Source organism: Rhizobium sp. IY2 (genome assembly GCF_047532935.1).
Lineage (GTDB): Bacteria > Pseudomonadota > Alphaproteobacteria > Rhizobiales > Rhizobiaceae > Rhizobium > Rhizobium anhuiense.
Map to the genome: position 1 here is coordinate 785,743 of NZ_JBLKNU010000001.1, position 25,241 is coordinate 810,983.

General features: G+C 62.1%; 24 protein-coding genes and 1 other annotated feature. Of the genes, 18 read left to right on the forward strand and 6 right to left on the reverse strand.

Annotated features, from left to right (window positions below):
• Positions 1–178: 178 nt before the first annotated feature.
• On the forward strand, positions 179–2,398 hold the full coding sequence (locus ACMUVN_RS03820) for an adenylate/guanylate cyclase domain-containing protein (RefSeq protein WP_047610452.1): 2,220 nt from the start codon (positions 179–181) through the stop codon (positions 2,396–2,398).
• Between the two features lie 17 nt (positions 2,399–2,415).
• Here ACMUVN_RS03820 and ACMUVN_RS03825 read toward each other — a convergent pair whose 3' ends face one another.
• The gene (locus tag ACMUVN_RS03825; RefSeq protein ID WP_047610450.1) at positions 2,416–2,940 is read right to left on the reverse strand and encodes a YHS domain-containing (seleno)protein; all 525 of its coding nucleotides are present in this window, start codon (positions 2,938–2,940) and stop codon (positions 2,416–2,418) included.
• Between the two features lie 45 nt (positions 2,941–2,985).
• Positions 2,986–3,633, reverse strand: a complete 648-nt coding sequence (locus tag ACMUVN_RS03830) for an ankyrin repeat domain-containing protein (RefSeq protein WP_132572211.1) — start codon at positions 3,631–3,633, stop codon at positions 2,986–2,988.
• A 207-nt stretch (positions 3,634–3,840) separates the two neighbouring features.
• Here ACMUVN_RS03830 and ACMUVN_RS03835 point away from each other — a divergent pair, with 207 nt between their 5' ends.
• From ACMUVN_RS03835 to ACMUVN_RS03850, 4 genes are all read left to right on the forward strand, one after another.
• Positions 3,841–4,629 (forward strand): DUF899 domain-containing protein, encoded by a 789-nt coding sequence (locus ACMUVN_RS03835; protein WP_028758741.1) that lies wholly within the window; start codon positions 3,841–3,843, stop codon positions 4,627–4,629.
• Between the two features lie 296 nt (positions 4,630–4,925).
• On the forward strand, positions 4,926–5,303 hold the full coding sequence (locus ACMUVN_RS03840) for a response regulator (protein WP_025554521.1): 378 nt from the start codon (positions 4,926–4,928) through the stop codon (positions 5,301–5,303).
• A 77-nt stretch (positions 5,304–5,380) separates the two neighbouring features.
• Positions 5,381–5,632, forward strand: a complete 252-nt coding sequence (locus ACMUVN_RS03845) for a hypothetical protein (protein WP_025554522.1) — start codon at positions 5,381–5,383, stop codon at positions 5,630–5,632.
• 137 nt (positions 5,633–5,769) lie between these two features.
• Positions 5,770–5,825 (forward strand) — a sequence feature (sul1 is cis-regulatory element that is thought to sense ions involved in sulfur or methionine metabolism; They are found in Alphaproteobacteria).
• Between the two features lie 70 nt (positions 5,826–5,895).
• Positions 5,896–7,362, forward strand: a complete 1,467-nt coding sequence (locus tag ACMUVN_RS03850) for a SulP family inorganic anion transporter (protein WP_132572208.1) — start codon at positions 5,896–5,898, stop codon at positions 7,360–7,362.
• Between the two features lie 21 nt (positions 7,363–7,383).
• Here ACMUVN_RS03850 and ACMUVN_RS03855 read toward each other — a convergent pair whose 3' ends face one another.
• Positions 7,384–8,307, reverse strand: coding sequence for a LysR family transcriptional regulator (locus ACMUVN_RS03855; RefSeq protein ID WP_132572205.1), 924 nt, complete (start codon positions 8,305–8,307; stop codon positions 7,384–7,386).
• A 100-nt stretch (positions 8,308–8,407) separates the two neighbouring features.
• On the opposite strand from ACMUVN_RS03855, the gene ACMUVN_RS03860 reads away from it, so the two are divergent.
• The 6 genes from ACMUVN_RS03860 (at position 8,408) to ACMUVN_RS03885 (ending at position 15,406) form a co-directional block, all read left to right on the forward strand.
• The gene (locus tag ACMUVN_RS03860) at positions 8,408–9,289 is read left to right on the forward strand and encodes an NmrA/HSCARG family protein (RefSeq protein ID WP_047610442.1); all 882 of its coding nucleotides are present in this window, start codon (positions 8,408–8,410) and stop codon (positions 9,287–9,289) included.
• 227 nt (positions 9,290–9,516) lie between these two features.
• Positions 9,517–10,326 carry a class I SAM-dependent methyltransferase gene (locus ACMUVN_RS03865; RefSeq protein WP_028757582.1) on the forward strand — a complete coding sequence of 270 codons (810 nt, stop codon included), beginning with the start codon at positions 9,517–9,519 and terminating at the stop codon, positions 10,324–10,326.
• Between the two features lie 414 nt (positions 10,327–10,740).
• Positions 10,741–11,991 (forward strand): MFS transporter, encoded by a 1,251-nt coding sequence (locus ACMUVN_RS03870; RefSeq protein WP_029868239.1) that lies wholly within the window; start codon positions 10,741–10,743, stop codon positions 11,989–11,991.
• 186 nt (positions 11,992–12,177) lie between these two features.
• A complete protein-coding gene (locus ACMUVN_RS03875; protein ID WP_029868240.1) occupies positions 12,178–12,525 on the forward strand; it encodes a DMT family protein in 348 nt (115 codons plus the stop codon).
• A 184-nt stretch (positions 12,526–12,709) separates the two neighbouring features.
• Positions 12,710–14,221, forward strand: a complete 1,512-nt coding sequence (locus tag ACMUVN_RS03880; protein WP_029868406.1) for a DUF1800 domain-containing protein — start codon at positions 12,710–12,712, stop codon at positions 14,219–14,221.
• A gap of 12 nt (positions 14,222–14,233) precedes the next feature.
• Positions 14,234–15,406, forward strand: coding sequence for a DUF1501 domain-containing protein (locus ACMUVN_RS03885; RefSeq protein WP_132572202.1), 1,173 nt, complete (start codon positions 14,234–14,236; stop codon positions 15,404–15,406).
• Positions 15,407–15,475: 69 nt separating this feature from the next.
• On the opposite strand, the gene ACMUVN_RS03890 is transcribed toward ACMUVN_RS03885, so the two are convergent.
• Positions 15,476–16,465 carry an aldo/keto reductase gene (locus ACMUVN_RS03890; RefSeq protein WP_132572199.1) on the reverse strand — a complete coding sequence of 330 codons (990 nt, stop codon included), beginning with the start codon at positions 16,463–16,465 and terminating at the stop codon, positions 15,476–15,478.
• Positions 16,466–16,613: 148 nt separating this feature from the next.
• Between ACMUVN_RS03890 and ACMUVN_RS03895 the strand changes: the two genes are divergently transcribed.
• The 5 genes from ACMUVN_RS03895 (at position 16,614) to ACMUVN_RS03915 (ending at position 20,515) form a co-directional block, all read left to right on the forward strand.
• Complete coding sequence (locus ACMUVN_RS03895) at positions 16,614–17,513, forward strand: LysR family transcriptional regulator (RefSeq protein WP_132572196.1); 900 nt, start codon at positions 16,614–16,616, stop codon at positions 17,511–17,513.
• Between the two features lie 138 nt (positions 17,514–17,651).
• Positions 17,652–18,740 (forward strand): alpha/beta hydrolase, encoded by a 1,089-nt coding sequence (locus ACMUVN_RS03900; RefSeq protein WP_132572193.1) that lies wholly within the window; start codon positions 17,652–17,654, stop codon positions 18,738–18,740.
• A 71-nt stretch (positions 18,741–18,811) separates the two neighbouring features.
• Complete coding sequence (locus ACMUVN_RS03905; RefSeq protein WP_029868459.1) at positions 18,812–19,228, forward strand: carboxymuconolactone decarboxylase family protein; 417 nt, start codon at positions 18,812–18,814, stop codon at positions 19,226–19,228.
• Between the two features lie 72 nt (positions 19,229–19,300).
• Complete coding sequence (locus ACMUVN_RS03910; RefSeq protein WP_132572190.1) at positions 19,301–19,783, forward strand: cytochrome P460 family protein; 483 nt, start codon at positions 19,301–19,303, stop codon at positions 19,781–19,783.
• 33 nt (positions 19,784–19,816) lie between these two features.
• On the forward strand, positions 19,817–20,515 hold the full coding sequence (locus ACMUVN_RS03915; protein WP_132572187.1) for a DUF4405 domain-containing protein: 699 nt from the start codon (positions 19,817–19,819) through the stop codon (positions 20,513–20,515).
• Positions 20,516–20,641: 126 nt separating this feature from the next.
• On the opposite strand, the gene ACMUVN_RS03920 is transcribed toward ACMUVN_RS03915, so the two are convergent.
• Together ACMUVN_RS03920 and ACMUVN_RS03925 are read right to left on the reverse strand one after the other, a co-directional pair.
• Entirely contained in the window at positions 20,642–21,229 is a 588-nt protein-coding gene (locus tag ACMUVN_RS03920; RefSeq protein ID WP_047610421.1) for a hypothetical protein, read from the reverse strand.
• A gap of 18 nt (positions 21,230–21,247) precedes the next feature.
• On the reverse strand, positions 21,248–21,634 hold the full coding sequence (locus ACMUVN_RS03925; protein WP_049813453.1) for an acyl-CoA thioesterase: 387 nt from the start codon (positions 21,632–21,634) through the stop codon (positions 21,248–21,250).
• A 290-nt stretch (positions 21,635–21,924) separates the two neighbouring features.
• Here ACMUVN_RS03925 and ACMUVN_RS03930 point away from each other — a divergent pair, with 290 nt between their 5' ends.
• Both ACMUVN_RS03930 and ACMUVN_RS03935 read left to right on the forward strand, forming a co-directional pair.
• Positions 21,925–23,742, forward strand: a complete 1,818-nt coding sequence (locus ACMUVN_RS03930) for a methyl-accepting chemotaxis protein (RefSeq protein WP_028757226.1) — start codon at positions 21,925–21,927, stop codon at positions 23,740–23,742.
• 151 nt (positions 23,743–23,893) lie between these two features.
• Entirely contained in the window at positions 23,894–25,216 is a 1,323-nt protein-coding gene (locus tag ACMUVN_RS03935; protein ID WP_028757225.1) for an extensin family protein, read from the forward strand.
• Positions 25,217–25,241 lie beyond the last annotated feature (25 nt).

Here is a 25,241-nt window from a genome sequence, read left to right on the forward strand (position 1 = left end):
TTTTGACAACTCTCCCAATCATCGAAGACAATGATGGCTTGAAGTATTTCGTTCGGCGCCATCCTGATCAGACACATCGCCGCCAAGTCGAATATCGTGTGGTGCGGCGATAGCATCGCGATAGGACCTCCTGTAGGATATTGTTCATAATACATTCGCTCTCCAGGAAAGACCGGGGATGGAGCGCCGTCTTGCAGCAATCCTGATCGCTGATGTCGTCGGTTACAGTCGATTGAGCCAGATCGACGAAGAGGGCACGCGTGCGCGTTTCCAGGCGGATCAGGACAATGTCTTCGAGCCGGCGATCGAGCGTCATCACGGCCGGCTTGTCAAAACCATGGGCGATGGTCTGCTGGTCGAATTCCAGAGTGTCGTCGATGCCTTGCGCTGCGCGGTGGAGGTTCAACAGCTGAAAGCCACGCATAATGCCGCTGTTGTCCCGGAGCATCGGCTCGAGTTCCGGATCGGCATCAATCTCGGCGATATTATCGTCGAGGGCGAGGACATCCAAGGCGACGGCGTCAATATCGCCGATCGAATGCAGGCGCTGGGGGAGCCGGGCGGCATCGCCATATCGGGCACGACATACGACCAGGTGAAATCGAAAGTCCCGGTCGGTTTCGCGTCGCTCGGCGAGCAGCGGCTGAAGAGCATCACCGAACCGGTCCGGGTCTATCGCGTCCTGCTCGACCCGACTGCTGCCGGCAAAACCGTCAAGACCCGCAGGCGCCCGCCGATGCGCCGCCTCATTGCGGGCATCGCAGCCGCCGTCATCCTCGCTCTTGCCGGTGCGGCGCTCTGGTGGTGGCAGCCGTGGATGCCGGCAAAACCCCCGGGGCTCGGCGAACGTTTTGCCTATCCGCTGCCGGACAGGCCCTCGGTTGCAGTTCTGCCCTTCATCAATGTCAGCGGCGATACCGAGCACGACCATCTCGCGGAGGGGTTGACCGACGACCTGATCACCGAACTGTCGAAAGTATCGGGTCTCTTCGTCATCGCCCGCCATTCGGTCTTCGCCATCCAGGACTCCGCCGGCAAGATCCAGGACGTGGCTGCCGAACTCGGTGTTCACTACGTGCTCGAAGGCACCTTGCAGCGCGCCGGGCCGCGGCTGCGGATCAATGTCAAACTGATCGACGCGGTCACCGGCCTGTCGCTCTGGGCCGAGCGCTACGACCGCCAGTATACCGATCTCTTCGCGGTTCAGGACGATGTGATCGGCAAGATCATTGCGGCCCTGTCGGTCAAGCTCAGCGCGCGCGAGCGCGACCAACTGGCCCGAATCCCGACCGAAAATCTCGAAGCCTATGATTATTACATGAGAGCCGAGCAGGAGGGCTTCATCTTCAGGGATGTCGATACCTACCGCCGGACGCTCTCCTTCTACCAGAAAGCGATCGATCTCGATCCGGGCTTTGCCAATGCCCATGCGGGCATTGCGCGCGTCGCCGTCGATGTCTGGCGCAACGACTACAATTATCTCTGGTCGGCTGCCGTTGCCCGCAAGATCGCCTATGACGCCGCCGGGCAGGCGCTCAAGCTCGATCCCAACAATGCCAGGGCGCACACCGTCCTTGCCCTGCTGCAATGGGTGGACGGGCGCGAGACGGAGGCCAGGAATTCCGCCAATATGGCCGTCGCGATGCAGCCGAACGATGCGGAGGCCGCCGCCAATCTCGCGCTCATCCTCGTTCACACCGGAAGCGCGGGCCAGGCCGTCGCCGAGATGGAGAAGGCCTTGCGGCTCGACCCATCGCCGGCGCCGAGCTTTCAACTGCTGGCGGGGATCGTCTTTTATACCGCCGGCGACGACCAGCGGGCGATCTCGCTGATAGAGCCGACGCTCGACAGCCTGCCGAAGGTCGAGCCGGCGCGCGAATATCTGGCGGCTGCCTATGCGGATCAGGGCAATCAAACCAGGGCCGCAGCGGAGACGGCAAAGCTGCTGGAGCTCTTCCCGGAGAGCAATCTGACCTATTACGGCTATCTCTATGATTATTGGCAGGACGGTGATCTGCAGCGCCATCTGGCCGGATTGCGAAAGGCCGGCATTCCCGAATGGCCCTTCGGTTTTACAGGCAATCAAGGCGACAGGCTCGGCGAGGCAGAGCTGCGCAATCTCGTCGACGGCAAAAGCTGGAGCGGCAAGCACAAGAACGGCACGGATTTCATGCAGTATTTCGACAAGGCCGGAAATACGGCCTATCGCAGCGCCAATACCAACATCACCGGCACGGTCGAGGTGCGAGGCGACAGAATCTGCGAAAAATTCGCCGGCTACTTCCTCGACCGGATGGTATGCGGATATGTCTACCGCAACACCACAGGCGAGCAGGGCGACCGGCCATATGTACACGTGACGCCGCGCGCCCTGACGTTCTTTTCACTTACGCCCTGACGTGCCGGCGATGGGCTTCATTTTGTCGCCGGTTGCTGCCAGACGGTGTGCATCTTCTCCGAAATCAGTGTCTGCTGAACTTCGGACCAATGCTTCTTGGAGTCGGTCACCTTGGTCGGATTCTTCTCCATGCCTTCCGCCGCCCCAGGATCATAGCTGAGATACAGTTTGCCATCGATGATCCGCCAGGCTTTCGGATCGATATTGGTGGTCACCGTCCCGAAGGACACGCCATCGGCGCAATAGCCGCCATATTGCGGCGCATATCTGGACGGATCGCCCTTGAAGAGGTCGCGATTTTCAGCGCTGGAAAAATACCAGGTCGCACCAAGCCAGTGGTAGGAATATGTCTCGGATCCTTCGACGGCCTGATTTTCCGTGAAATAGGCGACCGGGTCGTAACCCTTGATCGCAACATTTCCGAAATAGCCGGTATTGACGAGTTCCTCGGCCCCCGCAGGCTGAAGGAAGGAGAGCAGCATGACCGTAGCGCCAACGGTTACGCCCACCCGCTTTCCGCATTTTTGCACATGATAAGACATAACAAGCTCCGTTCCCGGACGCGGTCTGTTACCTCAAGCGAAATGCTATTGCCGTTTGGTGCATTCCTTGTAGAGCGGTTCGCCTACAAGCTCGGCTTTCTGGCAAACAGCACCGGCTTCTATGAGTAATTTGGCCGTATCCCAATGCGCCCGCCACCCGGCTTGAGTGAGAGGCGTGTACCCATTTCTTTCCGTCGCTTCGACATCCGCATTCTTCGTCAACAGAAAAGCGACCACCTCAGTGCGGCCCTCTTCGGCGGCGCCGTGCAGCGGCGACATCTGATAGAAATTCTTCCTGTCGTTGACGACAGCTCCCTCTGCGACAAGCAGTTTCACCACCTCCAGATTTCCTCCATAGGCTGCCGCATGCAGTGCCGTCAGCCCACCCTTGTTGCGAATTTCGATGTCGGCGCCGCGATCCAGCAAAAGAGCGACGACATCGGCATGGCCCGCCAATGACGCAACAATCAGCGCCGGCTCGCCCGCCTCGTCGACCTCCGACAGATCGGAGCCCTGATCCAGCAACTGTTTGACGCGTGCGACATCGCCATCCCCAGCCGCCTGGTGCAAAGGACCAGCCCATGATGGCAGCACGCCCATGAGAAGCGCAGCAACAGTCGCGATAAAAACATTCACGGGCACGATCTCGGCTTGATTGGGGTTCGCATGCGCCGTTTTGTCGCGTTTTAGCACGCGTCCCGGCCGTAAACAAGATTACGCTAATGGACGCGCTCGTGGTCAACACCACGCATGCGCTGCGGCTGCGACCAACGGTTCCGGGGAATACGGTCACACTTGTTACTCCCCCTGTCCGATTTCCGATGCGAAACTATCTCAGACCAATGCGCGATGAACCGGGCTTCCAAACCCGGGAATTCGTCCTGATGAGGAGATTGAACCATGACTGCTTCAGCCGAGAATGGAAAAAGCGGACAAGCCATGCACAAGCCGCCAGTCGTGTCGCCGCAGGCCTGGGAGGCGGCCCGCGAACAGCTGCTGGTCAAGGAAAAGGCCGAGACCCGGGCTCGCGATGCGCTCGCCGCCGAGCGCCGGCGCATGCCATGGGTGGCGGTCGAGAAGGCCTATGCGTTCGAAGGTCCCGGGGGCAAAGTCAGCTTGCTCGATCTGTTCGAAGGCAGACACCAACTCATCCTCTACCGCGCCTTTTACGAGCCCGGCGTGTTCGGCTGGCCCGAGCATGCCTGCCGCGGCTGCTCGATGGTGGCCGATCAGGTCGCCCATGTCGCCCATCTCAACGCCCGCGACACGACACTGGTCTTTGCCTCGCGGGCGCCGCAGGCCGACATCACCCGGCTGAAGGCGCGCATGGGCTGGACGATGCCGTGGGTTACCATCACCGACAGCTTCGACAAGGATTTCGGCGTCGACGAGTGGCACGGCACCAACGTGTTCTACCGCGACGGCGAGCGCATCTTCCGCACCTATTTCATCAACAACCGTGGCGACGAGCAGATGGGCGGCACCTGGAACTACCTCGACATCACCCCGCTCGGCCGCCAGGAAGTCTGGGAAGACTCGCCCAAGGGCTACCCCCAGACCCCGACCTACAAGTGGTGGAACTGGCACGACAGTTATGTGCCGGACGCCGAGCCCGACAAGAGGTGGGTCGAGGTGTCTGATGCAGGGGAGGCGGCGTTTCGGGCCGAGAGCGCAAACGAGAAACCGTGAGGGAGGCAGGCGGCTGCGGATCAGCGGCCTGCAGGCGCCGGTCCGTCGGGCCGCGCCGTCAAATCTTCGGCCGCCCGCCATAGAGCCGTTGCCTTGCCGGCCGCGGCCCGTGCTTTCCCGATGCCGGAGCGACCGCGCCATCGGTTGGTTTCTCCACAGGACCAGTAGCGGGGCCGGTAACGCTGCCCGCTGATCGCCAACTTATTCTTCTCAAAGTGGAAACTTTTCGGGGGCGGTTGCGTTGTAGCCGCTACCGGCAGTGCGCCTGACAGGGCCGTCTATGGGGAGGCTTATGCATGAAGGTCATGATCGTTGAAGACGAGAATTTTATCGCTCTGGAACTCGAGCGCATCGCGCAAGAGGCCGGACACCAGACCATTGGGCCGGTCTCGACGGTGGAGCAGGCTCTCGCCCACGCTCAAAGAAGCGATGTCGCGCTCGTCGATCTCAGTCTCTCCGACGGGCTGAGCGGCGCCCAGCTCGCGCGCCGGCTGATCGATCGCCATAGAGTTGACGTCATCTTCGTGACTGGCAGTCCCGAGAGCGTCGGTCACGGTATCGACGGTGCACTTGATGTGATCGCCAAGCCCTTTACCGACGAGAGGGTCGCCAGCGCGCTCTCGCGGGCGGCGGCGCGACGCAAAGACTTCGACAGCAGCAAGGCTGCGTTCTGAACAGCAAGGCTATGTTGTGATAAGAAGAAGATCGGCGTCATTCAGACCGTTGGCGCCCACCTGAGGAGACAGTCCGGATGAAGCACGCGCTCATTGCCGTTCTCTTCATTCTCAGCGCTTGCGCCAGCGCAGGGGATCCGCAGCCTCTTCCGGGCAGCCTGACGTATGGCGGAAAGGTCCTCCATTCGCCCTATCGTCCGGGAACGGTGGTCAAGAATACCTTTCTCGGCGATTTCGGTTACCGCGTCTTCGAAACCTATGTCGTTCAACCGGATGGGACGCTCAAGCTGACGTCCCAAAGCACAGGGCCGGACTTCCTTTGGCAGTGAAGGCTCCTCAATCCAGAGGGCGCAAGGTGCGCGCACCTCGAGCATTTGAGGCTGCTCGTTGACTTTTGCATTTTTCATTTCAGTGCAGTTGAATGTTGCGCTGCGGTAAAAATTTCGTCTATACCGCAGGCATTCACAACGGACCCGGTGAGACCCCGGGTGGCTCTTCTGGCCGCCGATCCGCCAGACAACGCAAAACCTGCATGCCGTCACGCGACCGCTCGCCAGAGCGGGTCTGGCCATGCTTTGCGAGAATCTATCCCATGCTGCTTTCCTCCATCCGTCGTGATTGGTCCGCCAATCCTATGCGCGAAATGCTCGCCGGAGCGGTGGCGACCTTCGCCCTGATCCCCGAGGTGATCGCCTTTTCCTTCGTGGCGGGAGTCGATCCCGAAGTCGGTCTGTTTGCCTCTTTCGTGATCAGCATCGTCATTGCCTTTACCGGTGGACGCCCGGCGATGATTTCGGCCGCCGCCGGGTCGGTGGCGCTGGTCGCAGCGCCGCTGGTGCATGCCCATGGTTTGCCCTATCTCTTTGCGGCCGGGCTGCTGGCGGGGTTAATCCAGATCGGCTTCGGCCTGCTGCGCCTTGGCGTGTTGATGCGCTTCGTGTCGAAATCCGTCCGCACCGGCTTCGTCAATGCGCTAGCTATTCTGATCTTTGCCGCGCAAATGCCGCATATTGTCGGTGCCGGCTGGATGGAATATGCCGTGCTGATCGCCGGGCTTGTTATCATTTACCTGACGCCGCGGATCACCACCGCGATCCCGTCGCCGCTGATCTGCATCCTGATCCTGACCGTCGCGTCGATGGTGCTCGGGCTTCCCGTGCTCACCGTCGCTGACCTCGGCAAGCTGCCGGAATCGCTTCCGGTGTTCGGCTGGCCGGCTGTGCCGCTGACGCTGGAAACGCTTAGCATAATCGCCGGACCCGCACTTGCCATCGCCATGGTCGGGCTGTTGGAATCGATGATGACGGCGAGTGTCGTCGACGATCTCACGGATACGCCGAGTTCGAAGAACCGCGAATGTACCGGTCTCGGTCTCGCCAATGCGGCCGCGAGCCTGTTCGGCGGCATTGCCGGCTGCGGCATGATCGGCCAGACAGTCAGCAACGTGAAATATGGCGGGCGCGGCCGGCTTTCCACGCTGTTTGCCGGCGCGTTCCTGCTGATCCTGATGGTGCTCCTGAAGCCGTGGGTGTCCGAGGTTCCCGTCGCCGCACTGGTGGCGATCATGGTCATGGTATCGATCGACACGTTCGACTGGTCGTCGCTCCGAGCCGTGGTGGTCCATCCCAGGATGTCGAGCGCCGTGATGGTGGCGACCGTCATCGTCACCGTCTTCACCGCGAACCTGGCGCTCGGGGTGACGGTCGGGGTGCTGCTCAGCGGCGTGTTCTTCACCTTCAAGGTTGCTAGCCTGCTGCGGGTGGACGTCGCGCCCGACGCAACGACCGGGCGGCTGACCTACCGCGTGTCCGGCCAGGTGTTTTTTGCCTCCGCCGATGTCTTCGTCGAGGCTTTCGACGTTCAGGACGCGATCGGCAAGACCGTGCTGATCGACGTGTCCGAAGCGCATTTCTGGGACATCACGGCCGTTGCTGCGCTCGACAAGGTCGTCCATCGTTTTAGGGCGCACGACATCGCCGTGGAGGTCGCGGGCCTTAACCAAGCCAGCGCGACTTTGATCGGAAGTCTCGACGGCAAGGTGGAGTTGAAGGAGGTCTAACGGCGAAGGTCGGATTTCATCCTAAGGCGATATGATGGCGAATTCCTCGCTCCCGCCAGTTCCTGTGGCGTTCAGCCGTGTGACGGCCAGTTCAATGAATGCTTTGACCAAAGGCGGCAGGTGTCGGCTGCTGGGATAGACGACATGGAAGCCGCCGGCCGGGGTCGTATAGCCGTCGAGAACGCGGCGAAGCCGCCCATCCTTGATGCAGGCTTCGGCAAATCGGTGTGGCAGTTGGGCGATGCCGTGGCCGGCGATTGCGGCGGCCATCACCGCCTGCATCTCGTTGGCGGCGAAGCGGCCCGAAACCGCGATCGTTTCCTGACCGCGCGGACCTTCCAGCAACCATTGCGCATGGACAGACTGGCCGGCGATGACGCAGTCGTGGCGGACTAGATCTTCAGGCGCGGCGGGCGGGCCGCAGCGGGCGAGATAATCCGGGCTTGCGCAGAGAAGGCGGTGCATCGAGCCGAGTTTGCGGGCGACCAAGGTAGAATCCTCGAGGATACCGGTGCGGAAGGCCAAGTCTATGCCGTTTTCGACGAGGTTCAGCCTGTCGTCGGTCAGGCGCAGTTCGACCCTCGTCTTCGGGTAGGTCGAAAGAAATCCAAAGATCGCATCCTGGAGGAAATGGCCACCGAAGCCGACCGGCGCCGATATGCGGATCGTGCCGGCAGGCTCCGCACGCGCTTCCGCAAGCCGCAGGTTGGCGCCTTCGATGGTGCGTAGCGCCTGGCTGCTTTCTTCGTAGTAGAGACGCCCTGAAGCCGTCAGGTTGAGGCTGCGGGTCGTGCGCTGCAGCAGCCGCACGCCGAGTTCGCGTTCCAGCTCGGCGATGCGGCGGCTGACCGTCGTCTTCGGCATGCCGAGCAAGCGCGCGGCGGCGGTGAAGCTGCCCGCTTCGACGACGCGGGCGAAGATCATGATATCGTTTAGATCGAGCATTGTAGCTCCGCATGGTACGATGTTTCTCAATTATAGGCCATTATGGTTCAATGCGACAGACCCTAACTTTGCTGTATCCGTCACAACAAGGAGTAGACAGATGAGCAACACACGAAGCGTTCTGGTCACAGGCGCCACCGGCCAGCAGGGCGGCGCGGTCGTGCGCGCCCTGATCGCGCGGGGACATCGCGTCAAGGCGATTAGCCGCCGGCCGGACAGCGAAGGCGCAAAACGGCTGACCGCGGCGGGAGTCGAGGTCGTCGCCGGCGATCTTGACGACGCGGCATCCGTGGCGGCGGCGGCAGAGGGCGTCGACACGATGTTTCTGATGGGCAACAGCTACGAGGCCGGAACGGACGCGGAAACCCGTCAGGGCATTGCCGTCGCCAATGCGGCAAAGGCCGCCGGCGTCGGCCACCTGATCTATTCCTCCGTCGCCGATGCCGACAAGAAGACCGGCATTCCGCATTTCGACAGCAAGTATCTGGTCGAGAAGCATATCGCCGGTCTCGGCATACCCTATACGATCAGCGCGCCCGTCGCCTTCATGGAAAACACCGTGGCACCCTGGGCGATCGACGGCCTGCGCCAGGGCGTCTACGCCGCCGCGCTGCCGCCGACGCGCGTGCTGCAACAGATCACCATTGATGACATTGGTGCTTTTGTCTCGGCATTGGCCGAGCGGCGCGAACAGGTGTTCGGCAAGCGTTTCGATATTGCCGGCGACGAGTTGTCGGGCGAGCAGCAGGTGAAGATCTTGTCCGAGGTGCTCGGCCGCCCGATTCGCTTCCAGGAATTGCCGATCGCGGCGATACGGCAGCAGAGCGAGGATACGGCGCTGATGTTCGAATGGTTCGACCGCACCGGCTACGACGCCGGTATCGCCGCCCTGCGCCGCGATTTTCCTGAGGTCGGCTGGCACAGCTACGCCGACTGGGCGCGGGGCTTCGATTGGAGTGTGCTCGGTAGGGCGGGCGGCTGAGTTGATGCGGTATCACCGGCCGGTGATATCGCCGGCTGATGAAATCTGACGGAGGTGGATCGGCCGGCAATCGCCTTACGGCCACGTCGAAAGAGGGGCAACGATAGCCCAACTTCTCGGCATCCTCGGCCTCGAGCCGAGGATGCAGGCGATCGTGCCCGCTTGCACAGTCGCCGGTGAATCCTAGTATTCAATCGAAGACTTGTGTCCTTGAGAAGGAGGCTTCGATGCCGTCGAGTTTCAACGTCGAAAGTGCCGATGGTTATGAACGGCTGATGGGGCGCTGGAGCAGAAGGCTGGCGCCGATGCTGATCGATTTCACCGGTCTCGCGAATGGTAATCGCGTGCTCGATGTCGGTTGCGGGACCGGCAGCCTGGCGTTCACTTTGGCGGAAACGCCAGGCCTGCGGGAGATCGTCGCCGTCGACTATTCGCCGGTCTTCGTCGAGGCCGCAACCCGGCGGAACACCGATCCGCGAATAACGATCCAGCAGGCCGATGCCTGCGCTCTTCCTTTCGAGGACAACCGCTTCGACCGGGCGATGTCGCTGCTCGTCCTGCATTTCGTGCCGGAGGCGGGAAAGGCGGTGTCCGAGATGGTTCGCGTTGTGCGCCCGGGCGGCGTGGTCGCGGCGGCCGTCTGGGACCATTATGGCGGCATGTCCTGCATGCGAATGATGTGGGATACCGTGGTGATGCTCGACGAGAATGCGCTGCCCTTGCGCCGCAAATATTGTTTTCAGCCGATGATGCGGCCGGGGGAAATGAAGGAGAGCTTCATCGCGCAGGGCCTTGTCGATGTCGAGGAGACGTCGCTGCTGATCCGGATGGAGTATTCTTCCTTCGAGGACTACTGGGATCCAATCGCTGCCGGTGAGGGGCCGCTCGGTAAATATGTCGCAGGGCTGGATCCGGCGAAGCGAAGGGCCGTCGATGCCGCCGTCAGGGCGGCATACGAGGCGGGTGAGCCCGATGGGCCGCGGTCTTTCGCGTCGGTGGCGTGGGCGTGCCGGGGGCAGGTGCCAGCGGAAGGCTAGGCACAGCTTGCTGCGTATGGCGCAAGTCCAAGAGAGCCTCCTCCTGAGGCACCGCGCAGAGACCCCCAAGGATGGGGCGGATGCGGGGCGGCATCAAATGGACGCAGGGAGCGGCGTTGCGGCGTGTTCTTCGAGGCTTCGCCCTTCGGGCTCGGCGCATCAGGATGAGGGATGTTGGAGAATGTCGCGCCCAAAGGGCAGGGCGCTGGCCAGTCGCATGCCTGCGACAAGGAGCCGCGTGTGACCCGATCACGCCAATCGTGATGGAACAGCGGCAGGATTGATGACGTTATTGCCCGCTGTCGCCCACAGCGAACGCAATTGTCGACAGCATCACCCGCCCGTTTCGGGCACCCCTTCCGACGGCATCCGGAATTGCCCGCCTCGCCGCCGCTTTCGGACGGAGGAATTCATATGTCCGCTTTGGAAAGCCTGCGCCGGCTGACGCCGCAGCAGCGCAACACCGTCATCGCCAGTTATCTCGGCTGGACGCTCGACGCCTTCGATTTCTTCATTCTCGTCTTCGTTCTCAAATATATCGCCGAGGAATTCCACACAGACGTCCCCGCCGTCTCGGTGGCGATCTTCCTGACACTTGCCATGCGGGCGCTCGGCGCGCTGATCTTCGGGCTTGCGGCCGACCGCTACGGTCGGCGCATCACACTGATGGCCGACGTGCTGCTTTATTCGCTGTTTGAATTCCTGACCGGCTTCTCCACGGGGCTCACCATGTTTCTGGTCCTCAGGGCGCTCTATGGGATCGCCATGGGCGGCGAATGGGGCGTCGGCGCTTCGCTTGTCATGGAGACGGTGCCGGAGGAGAGCCGCGGCATCGTCTCGGGCATTCTGCAGGCGGGTTATCCCTCGGGCTATCTGATCGCCTCGATCGTATTCTTCCTGCTCTTTCCGGTCATCGGCTGGCGCGGCATGTTCTTCGTCGGCGCGGTGCCGGCGCTGCTGGTGCTCTACATCAGGCGCAATGTCGAAGAGAGCCCGGCCTTCCTGAAGCGGCAGGCCGAGGGGCGGCGGCCATTCCTGACGGTCTTGCGCGAAAACATTCCGCTGTTCATCTGGGCGGTGTTTTTGATGACGGCGTTCAACTTCTTCAGCCATGGCACGCAGGACATCTATCCGACCTTCCTCGAGACCCAACGCAACTATTCGAGCTACACGGTCGGCGCCATCGCCATCGTCTACAACATCGGGGCGATCTGCGGCGGGTTATTCTTTGGCGCGCTGTCGCAGCGGATCGGCCGCAGACGCGCAATCGTCATCGCCGCGCTGATCGCCGTGCCCGTGGCACCGCTCTGGGCCTATGCGCCGGGGCCGGTGCTGCTCGCCATCGGCGCCTTCCTGATGCAGTTCTTCGTCCAGGGCGCCTGGGGCATCGTGCCGGTGCATCTGAACGAGCTGTCGCCGGATGAGGTGCGCGGCACCTTTCCGGGCTTTGCCTACCAGCTCGGCAACCTGCTCGCCTCAGGCAATGCGACGCTGCAGGCGGGGTTGGCTGCCCGCTGGGACGGCGACTATGCGTACGCGCTATTAATCGTCGCCGCCGTAGTGGCGCTGGTCGTCGCGGCTCTCGCCGGCTTCGGCTACGAGAAGAAGGATGTCCGCTTCGGCACGGAGGAGGCCGAGGAGCCGCATGGCGCGATGCGAATCTAGCGCTGCCTGCGGTACGAGGGCCGGCGGCTGATGTCGCCGGCCTTTAACTCGGCGATCCGCATCGCCTCGATGGCGTGAGACGATCGGTCCATGCCCTGGGACTTGCGGCGGAACGCCAGCATGCTAGGTAAGGCCCGCCGGTATCTCGCCGGTCAACTTTCCCTTAACAGCCCCCCGAGTTTCTTCATGTCCTTTTCTCCCGCCGCCATCTGGCCCGTCGTCATGCTGTTTGCCTCGAATATCTTCATGACCTTTGCCTGGTACGGGCATCTCAAGCACAAGAGCAGCGCGATCTTCCTCGCCATTATCGTCAGCTGGGGGATCGCCTTCTTCGAATATTGCCTGGCGGTACCGGCGAACCGTATCGGCTCGGCGGTCTATACGACGGCGCAGTTGAAGACGATGCAGGAGGTGATCACGCTGATCGTCTTTTCCGGCTTCTCGATCTTCTGGCTCGGCGAGAACCTGACCTGGAACCATGCGATCGGCTTCGCCCTGATCGCAATTGGTGCATCCTTCATCTTCCGTGCATAAACTTTAGCCTTTTCAACAGATTACAAATCGTCCATGTCTCGATATCGCCGCATTTCCTACAGATTGCGGTCGCATTCGGCTGGCAGCCTGTCACCTCAAGCTTTTTGTTTTGCGCAATTCCGGGCGCAAACCGCTGTGCATTTTTGCTGGAATCGCTTCAGCATTGATCAGGAGGTGATCTGCCATGAGCCTGTCTTTCCCGACGATGGCGGCGATCCGGTTCGGCTATGGCTTGCGGCCGGGCGAGGCGCCACCTGACAGCAAGGACGAGCTCATCGGCCAGCTGCGCAATGGGGCGGCGGCGATGCCGGATTTTCCCATGGGCGGCCCGGACATGCGCCACCGGGCGATTCTCAGCCTGCAGTCGCAGCTGACGCAAATTCGGCAGGACGCCAAGACGGTGACTGACGATACGGTGCAGCGCGAGATGCGCAAGGGGGTGCAGCGCCAGGCGCAGCAGCAGTTCCAGCACGATTCGAACCTGCGGCTGATGCAGGCGGTGCTGTCGCCCTACGGTTTCTACGAGCGGCTGGCGACCTTCTGGACTGATCATTTCTCCACCAGCGCCAACAAGAGCCTGCCGATGCGCCTCATCGTGCCGCTCTACGAGGCCGAGGCGATCCGGCCGTTCATATCGGGCAGGTTCGGCGATCTGCTGCGCAGCGCCACTGCCCATCCGGCCATGCTGATCTATCTCGACCAGGCGGATTCGCTCGGGCCGGACTCGGCCGGCGGCATCAAGCGCAACAAGGGGCTGAACGAGAATCTCGGCCGCGAACTGCTGGAGCTGCACACACTCGGCGCCGGCAGCGGCTATAGTCAGGCGGATGTCACGGCGGCAGCCATGGTGCTGACGGGGCTCACCGTCGACCGCAAGGAGATGGATATCGTCTTCCGGCCGAATATATCGGAGCCCGGCGCGCATCAGGTGCTCGGCGTCAGCTATGGTGGTAACAGGCGCTCGCGCGACGATTATCTCGATTTGCTCGATGATCTCGCTGTCCATCCGAAGACGGCGGCGCATATCAGCCGCAAACTCGCAGTGCATTTCGTCTCCGACCAGCCCGACGAGGGCATGGTGTCCGACATGGTTGAAGCCTGGAAGAAGACGGATGGCGATCTGACGGCCGTCTATACCGCCATGCTCGACCATCCCGCCGCCTGGCGCGACGAGGGCACCAAGGCGCGCCAGCCCTTCGATTATGTCGTTGCGGGTCTCAGGGCGTTGAATGCGGGGCCGGTCAACGGCGTCGTCGGCAGCTTCCTGGCGGCCAACCAGCAGGGCACTGAAGAGGGCGACATGGCCGCCAATACGCCTGGCATGGCGGGATCACCGGTGACGACGGATCCCGCCGGCGAGGCAAGAGACAAGCGTCTCAAGGCCTTCCGGACGGCGCGGGCACTGGGGCAGGGCGCGTTGAAGCGCATGGGCCAGCCGATCTGGCTGCCGCCAAGCCCGGCCGGTTTCGAAGAAGGCTTCTCCGCCTGGATCACCGGCAGCCAGATTGCCGAACGGCTGGCCTGGGCAAGACGGGCCGCAGCGCAGTTCGGCCGAGACGAGGATCCGCGCGAATTCCTGAAATCGACGCTTGCCGATGCAGCCCGCGACGAGACGATCCGCGTAGTCTCCCAAGCGCCGAACAAGATCAGCGGGCTGACGTTGGTGCTGGCTTCCCCCGAATTCAATCGCCGATAGGAGCGTCTGCCCATGAGCCAGATCCTGCTTTCCCGCCGTGGCTTTCTGACGTCGGCCTGCTGTCTCGCCGCCGCCCCCGCCTTCATCCCGGTCACCTTCGCGGCGATGCCGGGTGACAACCGTTTCATCACCATCGTGCTGCGCGGCGCGATGGACGGCCTGGACCTGGTGCAGCCCTATGGCGATGCCGGTTTTGCGGCGCTCAGGCCGACCCTGGCGCTGACGCCCGACACCGGGCTTCTCGATCTCGATGGGCGTTTCGGCCTCCATCCTGCCGCCGCTGAACTGATGCCGCTCTGGAAGAGCCGGGAGCTCGCCTTCGTGCATGCGGTGTCGACGCCCTATCGCGACCAGCGCAGCCATTTCGACGGGCAGGATATGCTGGAATCCGGCGGCGAGCACGTCGCCGAGGAAAAGACCGGTTGGCTGAACCGGGCGCTCGCCATCATCCCGCGCTCGGATGCGCGCAGGGCGATCGACGTCAACACCTCGACGGAGCTGATCCTCTCCGGGCCGAACAATGTCGATGTCTGGGCGTCGGATTCCAATCTGTCGCCGGCGCGTGACGAGATGCAGTTTCTGGCGCGGCTCTATGCCGGCGATCCACCGTTTGCCGCAGCACTCGCCGAGGCGACGCGGGCTGACACCGCCGCGATGATGGTCGAGCCGGATGGCCAGCGCGGTGAAAAGACCGCCGATGTGGCCGCGCTCGCGGCCAATATGCTGAAGGGCGATTACCGCATCGCCAGCTTCTCCATCACCGGCTGGGACACGCATATCGGCCAGGCCGGCCAGTTCAAGCGGCCGGTGCAGGACCTTTCGCAGGCGATCAACACGCTGAAGACCACGCTCGGGCCTGAGATCTGGGCAAAGACGGTGGTGCTCGCCATGACCGAATTCGGCCGCACCGTCCGCCAGAACGGCTCGGCCGGCACCGACCACGGCACCGGCGGCTGCGCGGTGCTATCAGGCGGCGCCATCAACGGCGGCCGCATCCTCGGCCGCTGGCCCGGTGTCAGCGACGGCCAACTGCTCGACGACCGCGACTTGATGCCGACCGCGGACGTGCGCGAACTGGCCGCAGCGATGCTCCACCGGCAGTTCGATGTGAGTGCGGATGATCTGACGGGGAAGATCTTTCCGGGGCTGGGGTTTGATAAGGGGTCGCAGTTTCTCAAGGCGTAAGGCCTGGCGACCAGCCTTATCCTGAGGTGCCCGCAGGGGTCTCGAAGGACGAGGCTGGAGAGAGGGCCTTTAGTGACCGGTCATCTTCAGTGCTGCTTCGGGAAGCCGCTCGCCTTGAACCTGGATGCCGGAGAGGGCCGCGTCGATTTCGGCGAGATCGTCGGCCAGAAGGTCGATGTCGACAGCCCCGAGATTCTCTTCCAGTCGATGCTGCTTCGTCGTTCCCGGGATCGGGACGATCCAGGGCCTTTGGGCGAGCAACCAGGAGAGGGCGATCTGTGCGGGTGTTGCGCCCTTGCGGTCGCCGATCCCGCGGATCAGGTCAACGAGCGCAAAATTGGCCTTGCGCGCCTCAGGTGAAAAGCGCGGCACGCTGTTGCGGAAATCACTCGCATCGAATTTGGTGTTCTCGTCGATCTTGCCTGTGAGGAAGCCGGCGCCGAGCGGGCTGAAGGGCACGAAACCGATGCCGAGTTCCTGAAGGGCGGGCAGCAGTTCCGCCTCGGGGCCGCGCCAGAAGAGCGAATATTCGCTCTGGACGGCAGTCACCTTCTGGACGGCATGGGCGCGGCGGATCGTCTGAACGCCGGCTTCGGAAAGGCCGAAATGTTTGACCTTGCCGGCTGCGATCAAGTCCTTGACGGCGCCGGCCACATCTTCGATCGGCACGTCGGGATCGACGCGGTGCTGGTAGAACAGGTCGATATGATCCGTCTTCAGGCGGCGCAGACAAGCGTCGGCAACCGCCTTGACATGTTCGGGACGGCTGTTCGTGCCGCCGCGGCGTTCGCCGGTCTGCTGATCGATATCGAAACCGAATTTTGTGGCGATGACCACCTGGTCGCGGATAGGTGCGAGCGCCTTGCCGACAAGCTCTTCATTGACGAAAGGTCCATAGGCTTCGGCCGTGTCGAACAAGGTCACGCCTTGCTGATGGGCGGTGCGCATCAATCTGATCATCTCGCCTTCGTCGGCAGGCGGGCCGTAAGCAGCGCTCATGCTCATGCAGCCGAGACCGAGTGCGGAGACTTCGAGATCGCCGATATTGCGTATTTTCATGGTCGTGTCCGTTCGTGGCTTTGTGTGGGCTCGAGGGGAAGGAGCGGGTTCAGGATTGCCGGCCGGTCGAGTTGACGTGAACTTAGTCCCCATGTCAGCTTTCGATTAGATGCCGTAATGCGCATGGACCTATAAGGCGGACTAATGAATGCCCCAGGACAACAACTTCAACGACCTCGTCGCCTTTCTGACAGTCGCCAGGGAACGCAGCTTCACCCGGGCGGCTGCCAAGCTCGGCGTGTCGCAATCGGCGTTGAGCCAGACGGTGCGTGGTCTCGAAGAGAAGCTCGGGCTTCGGCTTTTGACCCGCACGACCAGAAGCGTGTCGCCGACACAGGCAGGAGAACGCCTGCTGGAACGGGTCGGGCCGCGATTTGAAGAAATCCAGTTCGAGATCGCCGCCTTGAGCGAAATGCGCGAGCGGCCGGCCGGCACCATTCGCATCACGGCGGGCGAGCATCCGGCGATTTCCGTTCTCGCTCCTGTATTGGCGCGGTTTCTTCCAGATCATCCCGATATCAACGTCGAGGTAATCGTCGACTACGGCCTGACGGATATCGTCGCCGAGCGCTACGACGCCGGCATCCGGCTCGGCGAGCATTTGGCAAAGGACATGATCGCGGTTCGGATCGGCCCCGAGATGCGCATGGCGGTCGTTGGAGCGCCCTGCTATTTCGAGCATTATCCACGCCCTGATGTTCCTCAGGACCTGACGGCGCACAACTGCGTCAATATGCGGCTGCCGACGCATGGGACGATATATCCCTGGGAGTTCGAGAAGGACGGCCGCGAACTGCGCGTCCGTGTCGAGGGGCAGGCCGTGTTCAACAACATCGCCATGCGGATCGGCGCCGTACTGGACGGGCTGGGACTGGCCTACATGCCCGAGGACCAGGTTCAGTCCTATATCGAAGACGGGCGGCTGATCCGGGTTTTGGAGGACTGGTGCCAGCCTTTCCCAGGATACCATCTCTACTATCCGAACAGGCGGCATGCGTCTCCTGCGTTCACCCTGTTCGTCGATGCGCTCCGCTATAGAGGAAAGTAAATCCGATTTTATTCCATCACGACTTATCAACAGCTTGTGATTAATTAGCAGACCTAATAGACCCTAGCTGTTCGAGCCGTCTAATCCTTTCTCTGCGATGCCGCTACCTTCTCGCCATCTGAAACGGGAGAAGCCGACATGCGATATGGATTGTCCAGCACCCTGGCCGCATTGCTGCTTGCCTCCGCGCAGCTTGCCGCGACAGTGGCGACGGCTGCCGATGCGGCAAAGTCCCAGCCATTGGTCATCCAGGAGCAGGGCAGTTTTGCCGTCGGGGGAACCAGTACCACAGGTCGGGGAAACTTCGATCCGCTGAAACCTCTCGATCCCGAAGGCCAGACCTATCACGGCGATCATGCCTTTGCCTTTTACCAGGTGCCGGTCAACCCGCGTCAATACCCGATCGTGATGTGGCACGGTGCCGGACAATTCTCCAAGACCTGGGAGACGACGCCCGACGGCCGCGAAGGCTTCCAGAACATCTTCCTGCGTCGAGGCTTCTCCACCTATCTCGTCGACCAGCCGCGCCGGGGCGGGGCCGGGCGGACCATGGTCGAGACAACAGTGAAGCCGACGCCGGATGAGCAGCTCTGGTTCAACCAGTTTCGCGTCGGCATCTGGCCGAACTATTTCGACGGCGTGCAATTCTCCCGTGATCCGGAAGCGCTGAACCAGTATTTTCGCGCGATGACGCCGAACACCGGCCCGTTCGACATGGAGGTCGTGTCGAATGCGGTGGCAAAGCTGTTCGAGAAAATCGGTCCTGGCGTTCTTTTTACTCACTCGCAGGGCGGCGGATCCGGCTGGCTGACGGCCATCAAGAGCGACAAGGTTAAAGCCATGGTCGCCTTCGAACCCGGCAGCAGCTTCGTGTTTCCGGCAGGCGAGGTCCCCGCTGATATGCCGAGCGCCTTCGACACGCTGAAGGGCGTGCCGGTGCCGATAGACGATTTTCTCAAGCTGACGAAGATCCCGATCGTCATCTATTACGGCGACAATATTCCCGACCAGCCGACGACGATGCCGGCGCAGGACAGCTGGCGGGTGCGCCTGGCAATGGCTCGCCTGTGGCGGGACACGGTGAACAGGCATGGCGGCGATGTCACCGTCGTGCATCTTCCGGAGATCGGCATCCGCGGCAACACTCACTTTCCGTTCTCCGACCTGAACAATGTCGAGATCGCCGACCTGGTCTCGACATTCCTTCGCGAGAAAAAGCTCGACTGATCGTGCTCGCGGGGAAGCTGAGACATCTTCGCGCAGCTTCTCGCCTGATCCTGGAAACAGAGGTGAAACTCATGAAACAATTGTTGGGAAACCTGATGCTGTCGGCCAGCATGATGCTGGCCGTTCTGCCGGGCGTCGTCAGCGCTCAAACACCAACCGAAGGCGACGACAAGTCCCGGCGGTCGCGCGCCCAGCAACTGATGGGCGCGACCGCGCCGAAGCTGGCTGAACTGACTGACGACGTCCTCTATGGCGACATATGGGAACGCCCGCAGCTGTCGAAGCGGGATCGCAGCCTCATCACCGTTGCGGCGCTGATCGCCATGAATCGGCCCGACCAGTTGAGATCCCATCTGGCCAGGGCCCGCCAGAACGGCGTGACCGAGGACGAGCTGATCGAAACGATCACCCACCTTGCCTTCTATGCCGGCTGGCCGAGTGCTGTCTCGGCCGTTGCCATCGCGAAAGACGTCTTCGGGCGTGAATGAGGCGAGCGGCCTTCCGCTTTTGCCGGAGCCGGTCGCCCAAACGCCTTCCGCACAAAACCAGGAAAGACATCCATGCGTCATTTCATCAAACGCATTGCAATTCTCTTTGCCGTGGCCGGCGCCGTCACTCTCGTCGGCTGGAAGGTCGACGCTGAGCCGAACCGGACGACGATGCCCGAATTGGCCGGTCTCGTTCACTACACCACCGTCAGACGCGGCAACGTGACCGAGCACATCATGACGACGAAGGAAGCCATCCAGGCGGTGAAGAACGGGCAGCCTGTTCCGCCGGGCACGCATTTCGTGCTGGTCGATTACCGCGACGGGCAAGTCTATCGCACTTTCGTTATGGAAAAGGGCTCCGGCTGGGGCGGCGACTATGACGAAGACCGTCGCACCGGCGACTGGCAGTTCCAATGGTTCAAGCCTGACGGCAGCGTCAACATGGCCGAGAACACGGCGCGGTGCCAATCCTGCCATTCCTCCCGGGCCGACGAAGACTTCCTCTACACGCTTGATGATCTCAAGGCTTTCGACGGAGCTGTCATTGACTAGAGGAGATCGAAGCAGCTGCGAGAGCGCCGCGTCATGAGCCCGCTATTCCTGATACGCTTGGTGTTGGACTTCACGGCCGCCGGGCTGCTTCTGGTCGCGCTCGCCTATTGGTGGCTCGACAACACGTCACATGAACTGATCGGAAGCGGTATGTTCGTCCTTCTCCTATCGCACAATGTCTTCAACAGGCGGTGGTGGGCGAGGCTTCCAAGGGCGGCGCGGGGCAGGCCTGGGCTCGTGACAATCGCCTCGAATATATCGATTGCCCTGGTAATGGCCGCATTGCTGGTCACCAGTCTGCTGATGTCGCGCAGTGTGTTTGCTTTCCTTCCCGTCAGCGGTGGACCGACGGCGCGTGAAATTCACATCCTTGCTGCCTACTGGGCGTTCATCCTCGCAGCTGTCCATCTCGGCCTTCACTGGTCGATGATCACGGCGGTCGCGGGCAGGCTATTGCGGGCCGGGTCGCCAAACGCGATCCGGACTGCAGCCATTCGTGCCGTTGCGGGCGCAATTGCGGCTTACGGCATTCACAGCATGGTGGTCATGGGCATCGGAGACAGGCTCTTGGCCAGGCCATCGATCGATTTCTGGGACTTTCAGGAGTCGACCGCGGGCTTCTTTTTGCATCACGTCGCGATCCTGGGGGCGTGTGCTTGTGCTGCGCATTATGCAGCAGGATGGCTGCGATGGGCGGGTGGGGTGCGGCAGGTGACGGATGCCGGCGAGTGATGTTTGCGACGACTGTGGGGATGGAGTTTGCGGCTGCGCCTCTCCCGGCCCTTCGCTTGGGCTCAGGGCGTTCGACGTTGCAATCGATTCACTGGATCGATTGCTCCCGCTTCGCGGGACCACGTCTCACCCCAGCACATCATAGAGCCGGAAGATGAAGCTGATCTGGTAGAGCAGGTTGGCGGTGATGAAGGCGGTGTGGAAGCGGCGGTTGGGGGTCCAGGCGGCGATGGCGCAGAGGATGATGTAAATGATGTTGCGGGCGGGATATTCCCAGCCGAGCGAGAGGATGCGCTCGTGGCCTTTGATCGCCGTGTCGAGGATATCGATGGCGTAGGTGAGGCCGAGAATGCCGAAGAACCATTTCCGCCGGGAAATAAAATATTCCTCGTAGCCGCCATATTCGTCGAGTGAAGCAGGAAAGAGCAGGGCGCAAAGCAGGAAGAACAGGCTGCAGAAGCAGACGAGGAAGAGATAGATGCCGAAGCCGATCGCAGGCACGGCCTGCAGGCGATATTCCCACCACCAGATGTGGATGATGAACAGGAACATCGACAGCGCCCAGCCGAGATGGATGGGATAGACTTTGGCCTTACCAGGATGCTGGACGATGCCGGCAACGCCGGTCAGCACCCTGGCGAGCGACAGGCTGATGACCATGCCCATCACCACCTTGATGTGAAGGAAGACCTCCGGCGAGCTGACCGTTTCCATGCTTTCGATCCCGGCCTGTCACTCCACAGGGACTTGCTTCGGTTTGCCCTCTTCGTCGAGCGCGACCATGATGAAGGTGCCGGCCGTGACCTTTTCCTGCTGGTTGTAACGCGAACGATGCGCCCAGGCTTCGACGATCAGTGTGATCGAGGTACGCCCGACACGCTCGATATCGGTATAGACCGACAGCGTGTCGCCGATCTTGACCGGCAGTTCGAAGGCCATCTCCTTGACCGCGGCGGTAACGACGCGGCCTTTGGCGCGCTCGGCCGCACGGATGCCGGATGCAAGGTCCATCTGCGCCATGACCCAGCCGCCGAAGATATCGCCGGCCGGATTGGCATCGCCGGGCATGGCAAGCGTCCTGAGCGTCAGTTCGCCTCTCGGCTTGGCGGCATCGGTCATCACGTCTTCTCCATCTGGTATGGGCCATGGGCCGGCGATTCACTGCGGATCACCCTAGTGCAAAGGCCGTGGGCTGTAAAAGACGGTACGGCCGGGCGCTAAAGGCAGCCGACGGGAAAAATGTTGCAGCCTTCGCAGATCGAAATCTCATTCGATTTCAAACGGTTGATTTCGGGTGTTTCGGCCTGACCTTACGTTATTTAATCGTCTTCTAATTAAGCTTTACGCTCCAGTAATTCCGGCAATTCAGAATGCGATCGATCTCACCTAAAAGAATCGCCGGGAACCTCATGCGCAACGTCAAGATTTCCACCCGCCTTTACTGCCTCGTCGGCTTCACGCTTGCCGTGCTTGCAGCGGCGATGATCTTCTTTCTGAACTACTCCTATTCCGAGCTGCAAGCGGAGCGGAAGGCGGGGCTGGAGAAGATGGAGGCGACGGCGCTCGGTATCTTCGACAAATATTACAAGATGGAACAGGCGGGCACGATGACCCGCGAACAGGCGCAGGCGGCGGCCAAGGAGGTGATCGGCGCGATGCGCTACGGCGCCGACGGTTATTTCTGGATCAACGACATGCGTCCCGCCATGGTGATGCACCCGATCAAGCCGCAGCTTGACGGTACCGATATCTCGCAGATGAAGGATCCCACGGGCAAGTTCCTCTTCGTTGAATTCGTCAACAAGGTGAAGAAGGACGGCAAGGGCTTCGTCGATTATTACTGGCCGAAGCCGGGCGCCGAAGAGCCGGTGCTGAAATATTCCTATGTCGCCGGTTTCGAGCCCTGGGGCTGGATCGTCGGCACTGGTGTTTATGCGGATGACCTTGCCGCGCTTTATCGCCAGAACGCGATCTGGGCGGCGGTGCTCTGCCTGCTCGGGGCTGCCGCCACGATGGCCATCGCCTATGCCATCGTGCGCAGCGTGACAGTGCCGATCGCCCGGCTGAAGGCGGCGATGAACGCGATCGCAGCCGAAGAGGCATCGGTGGAGATTGCCGGCAGCGACCGCCGCGACGAGATCGGCCAGATGGCCAAGGTGCTGCTGGTGCTGCGTGATTCCGTTGACGAGCGTAGCGCGCTGCGCGGCCGGGAAGACGAAAGGCAGCGGCAGATCGAGGAAGAGCGCCGCGGCAACGAGGCAAGCCTGCGTTCGGCCTCCGAACGACAGACCCAAGCGATGCAGGCGCTCGGCGTTGGCCTGGAGAAGCTCGCCGGCGGCGACCTGACGGTTTCGATCGGTGACATCGGCGAGGATTACGCCAAGCTCAGGAGCGATTTCAACGCTGCCGTCGATGCGCTGAACGGCGTCATCCATGCGATCGCCGAATCGAGCCGCGTCGTCAACGACAGCGCCTCCGACATCAGCGAGGCGACCGGCAACCTGTCGAAGCGTACCGAACAGCAGGCAGCCGCGCTCGAAGAGACGGCGGCAGCGCTCGACGAGATCACCGCGACCGTGAAGACGGCATCCGAGCGCGCGAACGAGGCGCGCGAGATGGTGGCCGAGACCAAGGCAAGCGCCGGACGCTCCGGCGATATCGTTCGCAATGCAGTGACGGCGATGGGCCGGATCGAGGAATCGTCGAGCCGTATCAACCAGATCATCTCGGTCATCGACGAAATCGCCTTCCAGACGAACCTTCTGGCATTGAATGCTGGTGTGGAGGCCGCGCGGGCAGGCGAGGCGGGTCGCGGCTTTGCCGTCGTCGCGCAGGAAGTGCGCGAGCTCGCCCAGCGTTCTGCCAATGCAGCCAAGGAAATCAAGGAACTGATCAGCCGGTCGGCAACGGAAGTCGAGGGCGGTGTGGCGCTGGTGCGCTCGACGGGCGAGGCGCTGCTGGAGATCGAGGCGTTGGTCAACCAAGTCAACGATCATGTCGCCTCGATCGCGACGGCGGCGCGCGAGCAGTCGACCGGGCTGAACGAGATCAACGGTTCCGTCAACCATATGGACCAGATGACCCAGCAAAATGCCGCGATGGTCGAGGAGACGACGGCGGCAAGCCGTACGCTCGCTGACGAGAGCACCCAGTTGAAGACGCTGCTCGCGAATTTCCGGCTGCGCGCGGAGCCATCGGCGGTGGCCCGATACACACGGGCAGCGTGAGGAAGCGGAGAGATTAAAGGCCGGGAAACCGGCCTTTTTCAATTGCGTCGCGTTCAGATTGTGCCGGTAAGTTTTCATTCACCGTTTTTAACTAAAATTGAAGTGAGTTTTTTCGGTCACTGCCCAGCCAGCCTGCGGAAGCGATAAGAGTATGGCGTTTGTTTCCTTTCCTCGGCGAACCCTTTTGCCCGTTATCCTCTCGGCGGCGCTGACGACCTGTTCGATCAGTGACGGGCTGGTGCCGCCGGCCAATGTCGACAACGGCACCAGGGTCAGCTCAATCTCTCCGTCGAGAGGGGCAGCGCGCATGGCGCCTGCCGTGCGCATGGCGCCGGTGGAGAGCCAGTCCTCCTATCCGGTTTCCAGCGCGGCCGTCGGCAATACGCAAGGCTCCCTCGATTATCTTGATACGCCAAACCTCGCCGGCACCGGCCAAGCGGCACGAGCCGCACCGGCGCAGACCGCACCGGGGTCCCGGCGGCTGCCAATGATCGACAGCGACGAGGCGCTGGCGGCGGGCCAGCCGAGCGGCAATTGGGGCGGCACGCAGAACCTTGCGATCCCTTCCGGCGGCGTCAACATGGATGATGAGCTCGGCGCCCAGCCGGTCGTCGGGCTGGCGCAGGAACAACAGCAGCAGATCGCCGAAGGCAATGCTACCGAGCCGGTTGTCGACGGCATCGGCACCGACAATCCTACGCAGCTCAACCAGCCCATGCGCCAGCCCCCGCAGCAGCCAATGCCGCAGCCGGCGGCCGAGGCACAGATGAGCCGGGCGCCCGCTTGGAGCGACGGCAGCCCTGTCGTGGCGCCGACCCGCGTTCCCGAAGAGGACGAGAGCGAAGAGGTCGCGATGCTGCGGCCGAACAATCCGATGATGAGCGAACCGGCGGCACCCGTCGATCCCAGCGTCATGCCGTCCTCTGAGCTTGCCTGCCGGCGCGAGCTGAAGCGCATGGGCGTGCTCTTCGATGAAAAGCCGCCAATCTCGAACGGGCCGGCCTGTCAGGTGCCTTATCCGGTATCGCTGAAGGGGCTTTCCGGCAATATCGGCGTGAAGCCGGCCGTGACGTTGAACTGCCAGGTGACGCTCGCCTTCGCCAAATGGGTGAAGAACGAGCTGGCGCCGTCGGCGCGCTTCCGCTACTGGACCGGCATCAAGACGATCCAACCGCTCGGCGGCTATTCCTGCCGCCGCATGAACAACAGCCGGCAGAGATACAATCCGATGTCGGAACACGCCCGCGGCAATGCCATCGACGTCGGCAAGTTCGTGCTGAAGAACGGCCACGAGATCGACGTGCGCAAGAAGGGCCTGTTTTCGTTGCGCGAGGGCCGGCTGCTGAAGGCGGTGCGCACCGATAGCTGCCGCTATTTCAACACCGTGCTCGGGCCGGGCAGCAACCCGGAACACTGGAACCACTTCCACTTCGACCTGCGCTCCCGCAAGAGCGGCAAGGCCTATTGCGATTGATGTATGTCGCCGTAAGGCGTGCGGC

Coding starts and splice junctions, on each gene's coding strand:
- ACMUVN_RS03900 (WP_132572193.1), top strand. CDS start 17,652: ATGCGATATGGATTGTCCAGCACCCTGGCCGCATTGCTGCTTGCCTCC.
- ACMUVN_RS03920 (WP_047610421.1), bottom strand. CDS start 21,229: ATGGAAACGGTCAGCTCGCCGGAGGTCTTCCTTCACATCAAGGTGGTG.
- ACMUVN_RS03820 (WP_047610452.1), top strand. CDS start 179: ATGGAGCGCCGTCTTGCAGCAATCCTGATCGCTGATGTCGTCGGTTAC.
- ACMUVN_RS03880 (WP_029868406.1), top strand. CDS start 12,710: ATGAGCCTGTCTTTCCCGACGATGGCGGCGATCCGGTTCGGCTATGGC.
- ACMUVN_RS03835 (WP_028758741.1), top strand. CDS start 3,841: ATGACTGCTTCAGCCGAGAATGGAAAAAGCGGACAAGCCATGCACAAG.
- ACMUVN_RS03840 (WP_025554521.1), top strand. CDS start 4,926: ATGAAGGTCATGATCGTTGAAGACGAGAATTTTATCGCTCTGGAACTC.
- ACMUVN_RS03935 (WP_028757225.1), top strand. CDS start 23,894: ATGGCGTTTGTTTCCTTTCCTCGGCGAACCCTTTTGCCCGTTATCCTC.
- ACMUVN_RS03915 (WP_132572187.1), top strand. CDS start 19,817: ATGAGCCCGCTATTCCTGATACGCTTGGTGTTGGACTTCACGGCCGCC.
- ACMUVN_RS03885 (WP_132572202.1), top strand. CDS start 14,234: ATGAGCCAGATCCTGCTTTCCCGCCGTGGCTTTCTGACGTCGGCCTGC.
- ACMUVN_RS03910 (WP_132572190.1), top strand. CDS start 19,301: ATGCGTCATTTCATCAAACGCATTGCAATTCTCTTTGCCGTGGCCGGC.
- ACMUVN_RS03930 (WP_028757226.1), top strand. CDS start 21,925: ATGCGCAACGTCAAGATTTCCACCCGCCTTTACTGCCTCGTCGGCTTC.
- ACMUVN_RS03870 (WP_029868239.1), top strand. CDS start 10,741: ATGTCCGCTTTGGAAAGCCTGCGCCGGCTGACGCCGCAGCAGCGCAAC.
- ACMUVN_RS03865 (WP_028757582.1), top strand. CDS start 9,517: ATGCCGTCGAGTTTCAACGTCGAAAGTGCCGATGGTTATGAACGGCTG.
- ACMUVN_RS03895 (WP_132572196.1), top strand. CDS start 16,614: ATGCCCCAGGACAACAACTTCAACGACCTCGTCGCCTTTCTGACAGTC.
- ACMUVN_RS03825 (WP_047610450.1), bottom strand. CDS start 2,940: ATGTCTTATCATGTGCAAAAATGCGGAAAGCGGGTGGGCGTAACCGTT.
- ACMUVN_RS03905 (WP_029868459.1), top strand. CDS start 18,812: ATGAAACAATTGTTGGGAAACCTGATGCTGTCGGCCAGCATGATGCTG.
- ACMUVN_RS03855 (WP_132572205.1), bottom strand. CDS start 8,307: ATGCTCGATCTAAACGATATCATGATCTTCGCCCGCGTCGTCGAAGCG.
- ACMUVN_RS03860 (WP_047610442.1), top strand. CDS start 8,408: ATGAGCAACACACGAAGCGTTCTGGTCACAGGCGCCACCGGCCAGCAG.
- ACMUVN_RS03845 (WP_025554522.1), top strand. CDS start 5,381: ATGAAGCACGCGCTCATTGCCGTTCTCTTCATTCTCAGCGCTTGCGCC.
- ACMUVN_RS03925 (WP_049813453.1), bottom strand. CDS start 21,634: ATGACCGATGCCGCCAAGCCGAGAGGCGAACTGACGCTCAGGACGCTT.
- ACMUVN_RS03875 (WP_029868240.1), top strand. CDS start 12,178: ATGTCCTTTTCTCCCGCCGCCATCTGGCCCGTCGTCATGCTGTTTGCC.
- ACMUVN_RS03890 (WP_132572199.1), bottom strand. CDS start 16,465: ATGAAAATACGCAATATCGGCGATCTCGAAGTCTCCGCACTCGGTCTC.
- ACMUVN_RS03850 (WP_132572208.1), top strand. CDS start 5,896: ATGCTGCTTTCCTCCATCCGTCGTGATTGGTCCGCCAATCCTATGCGC.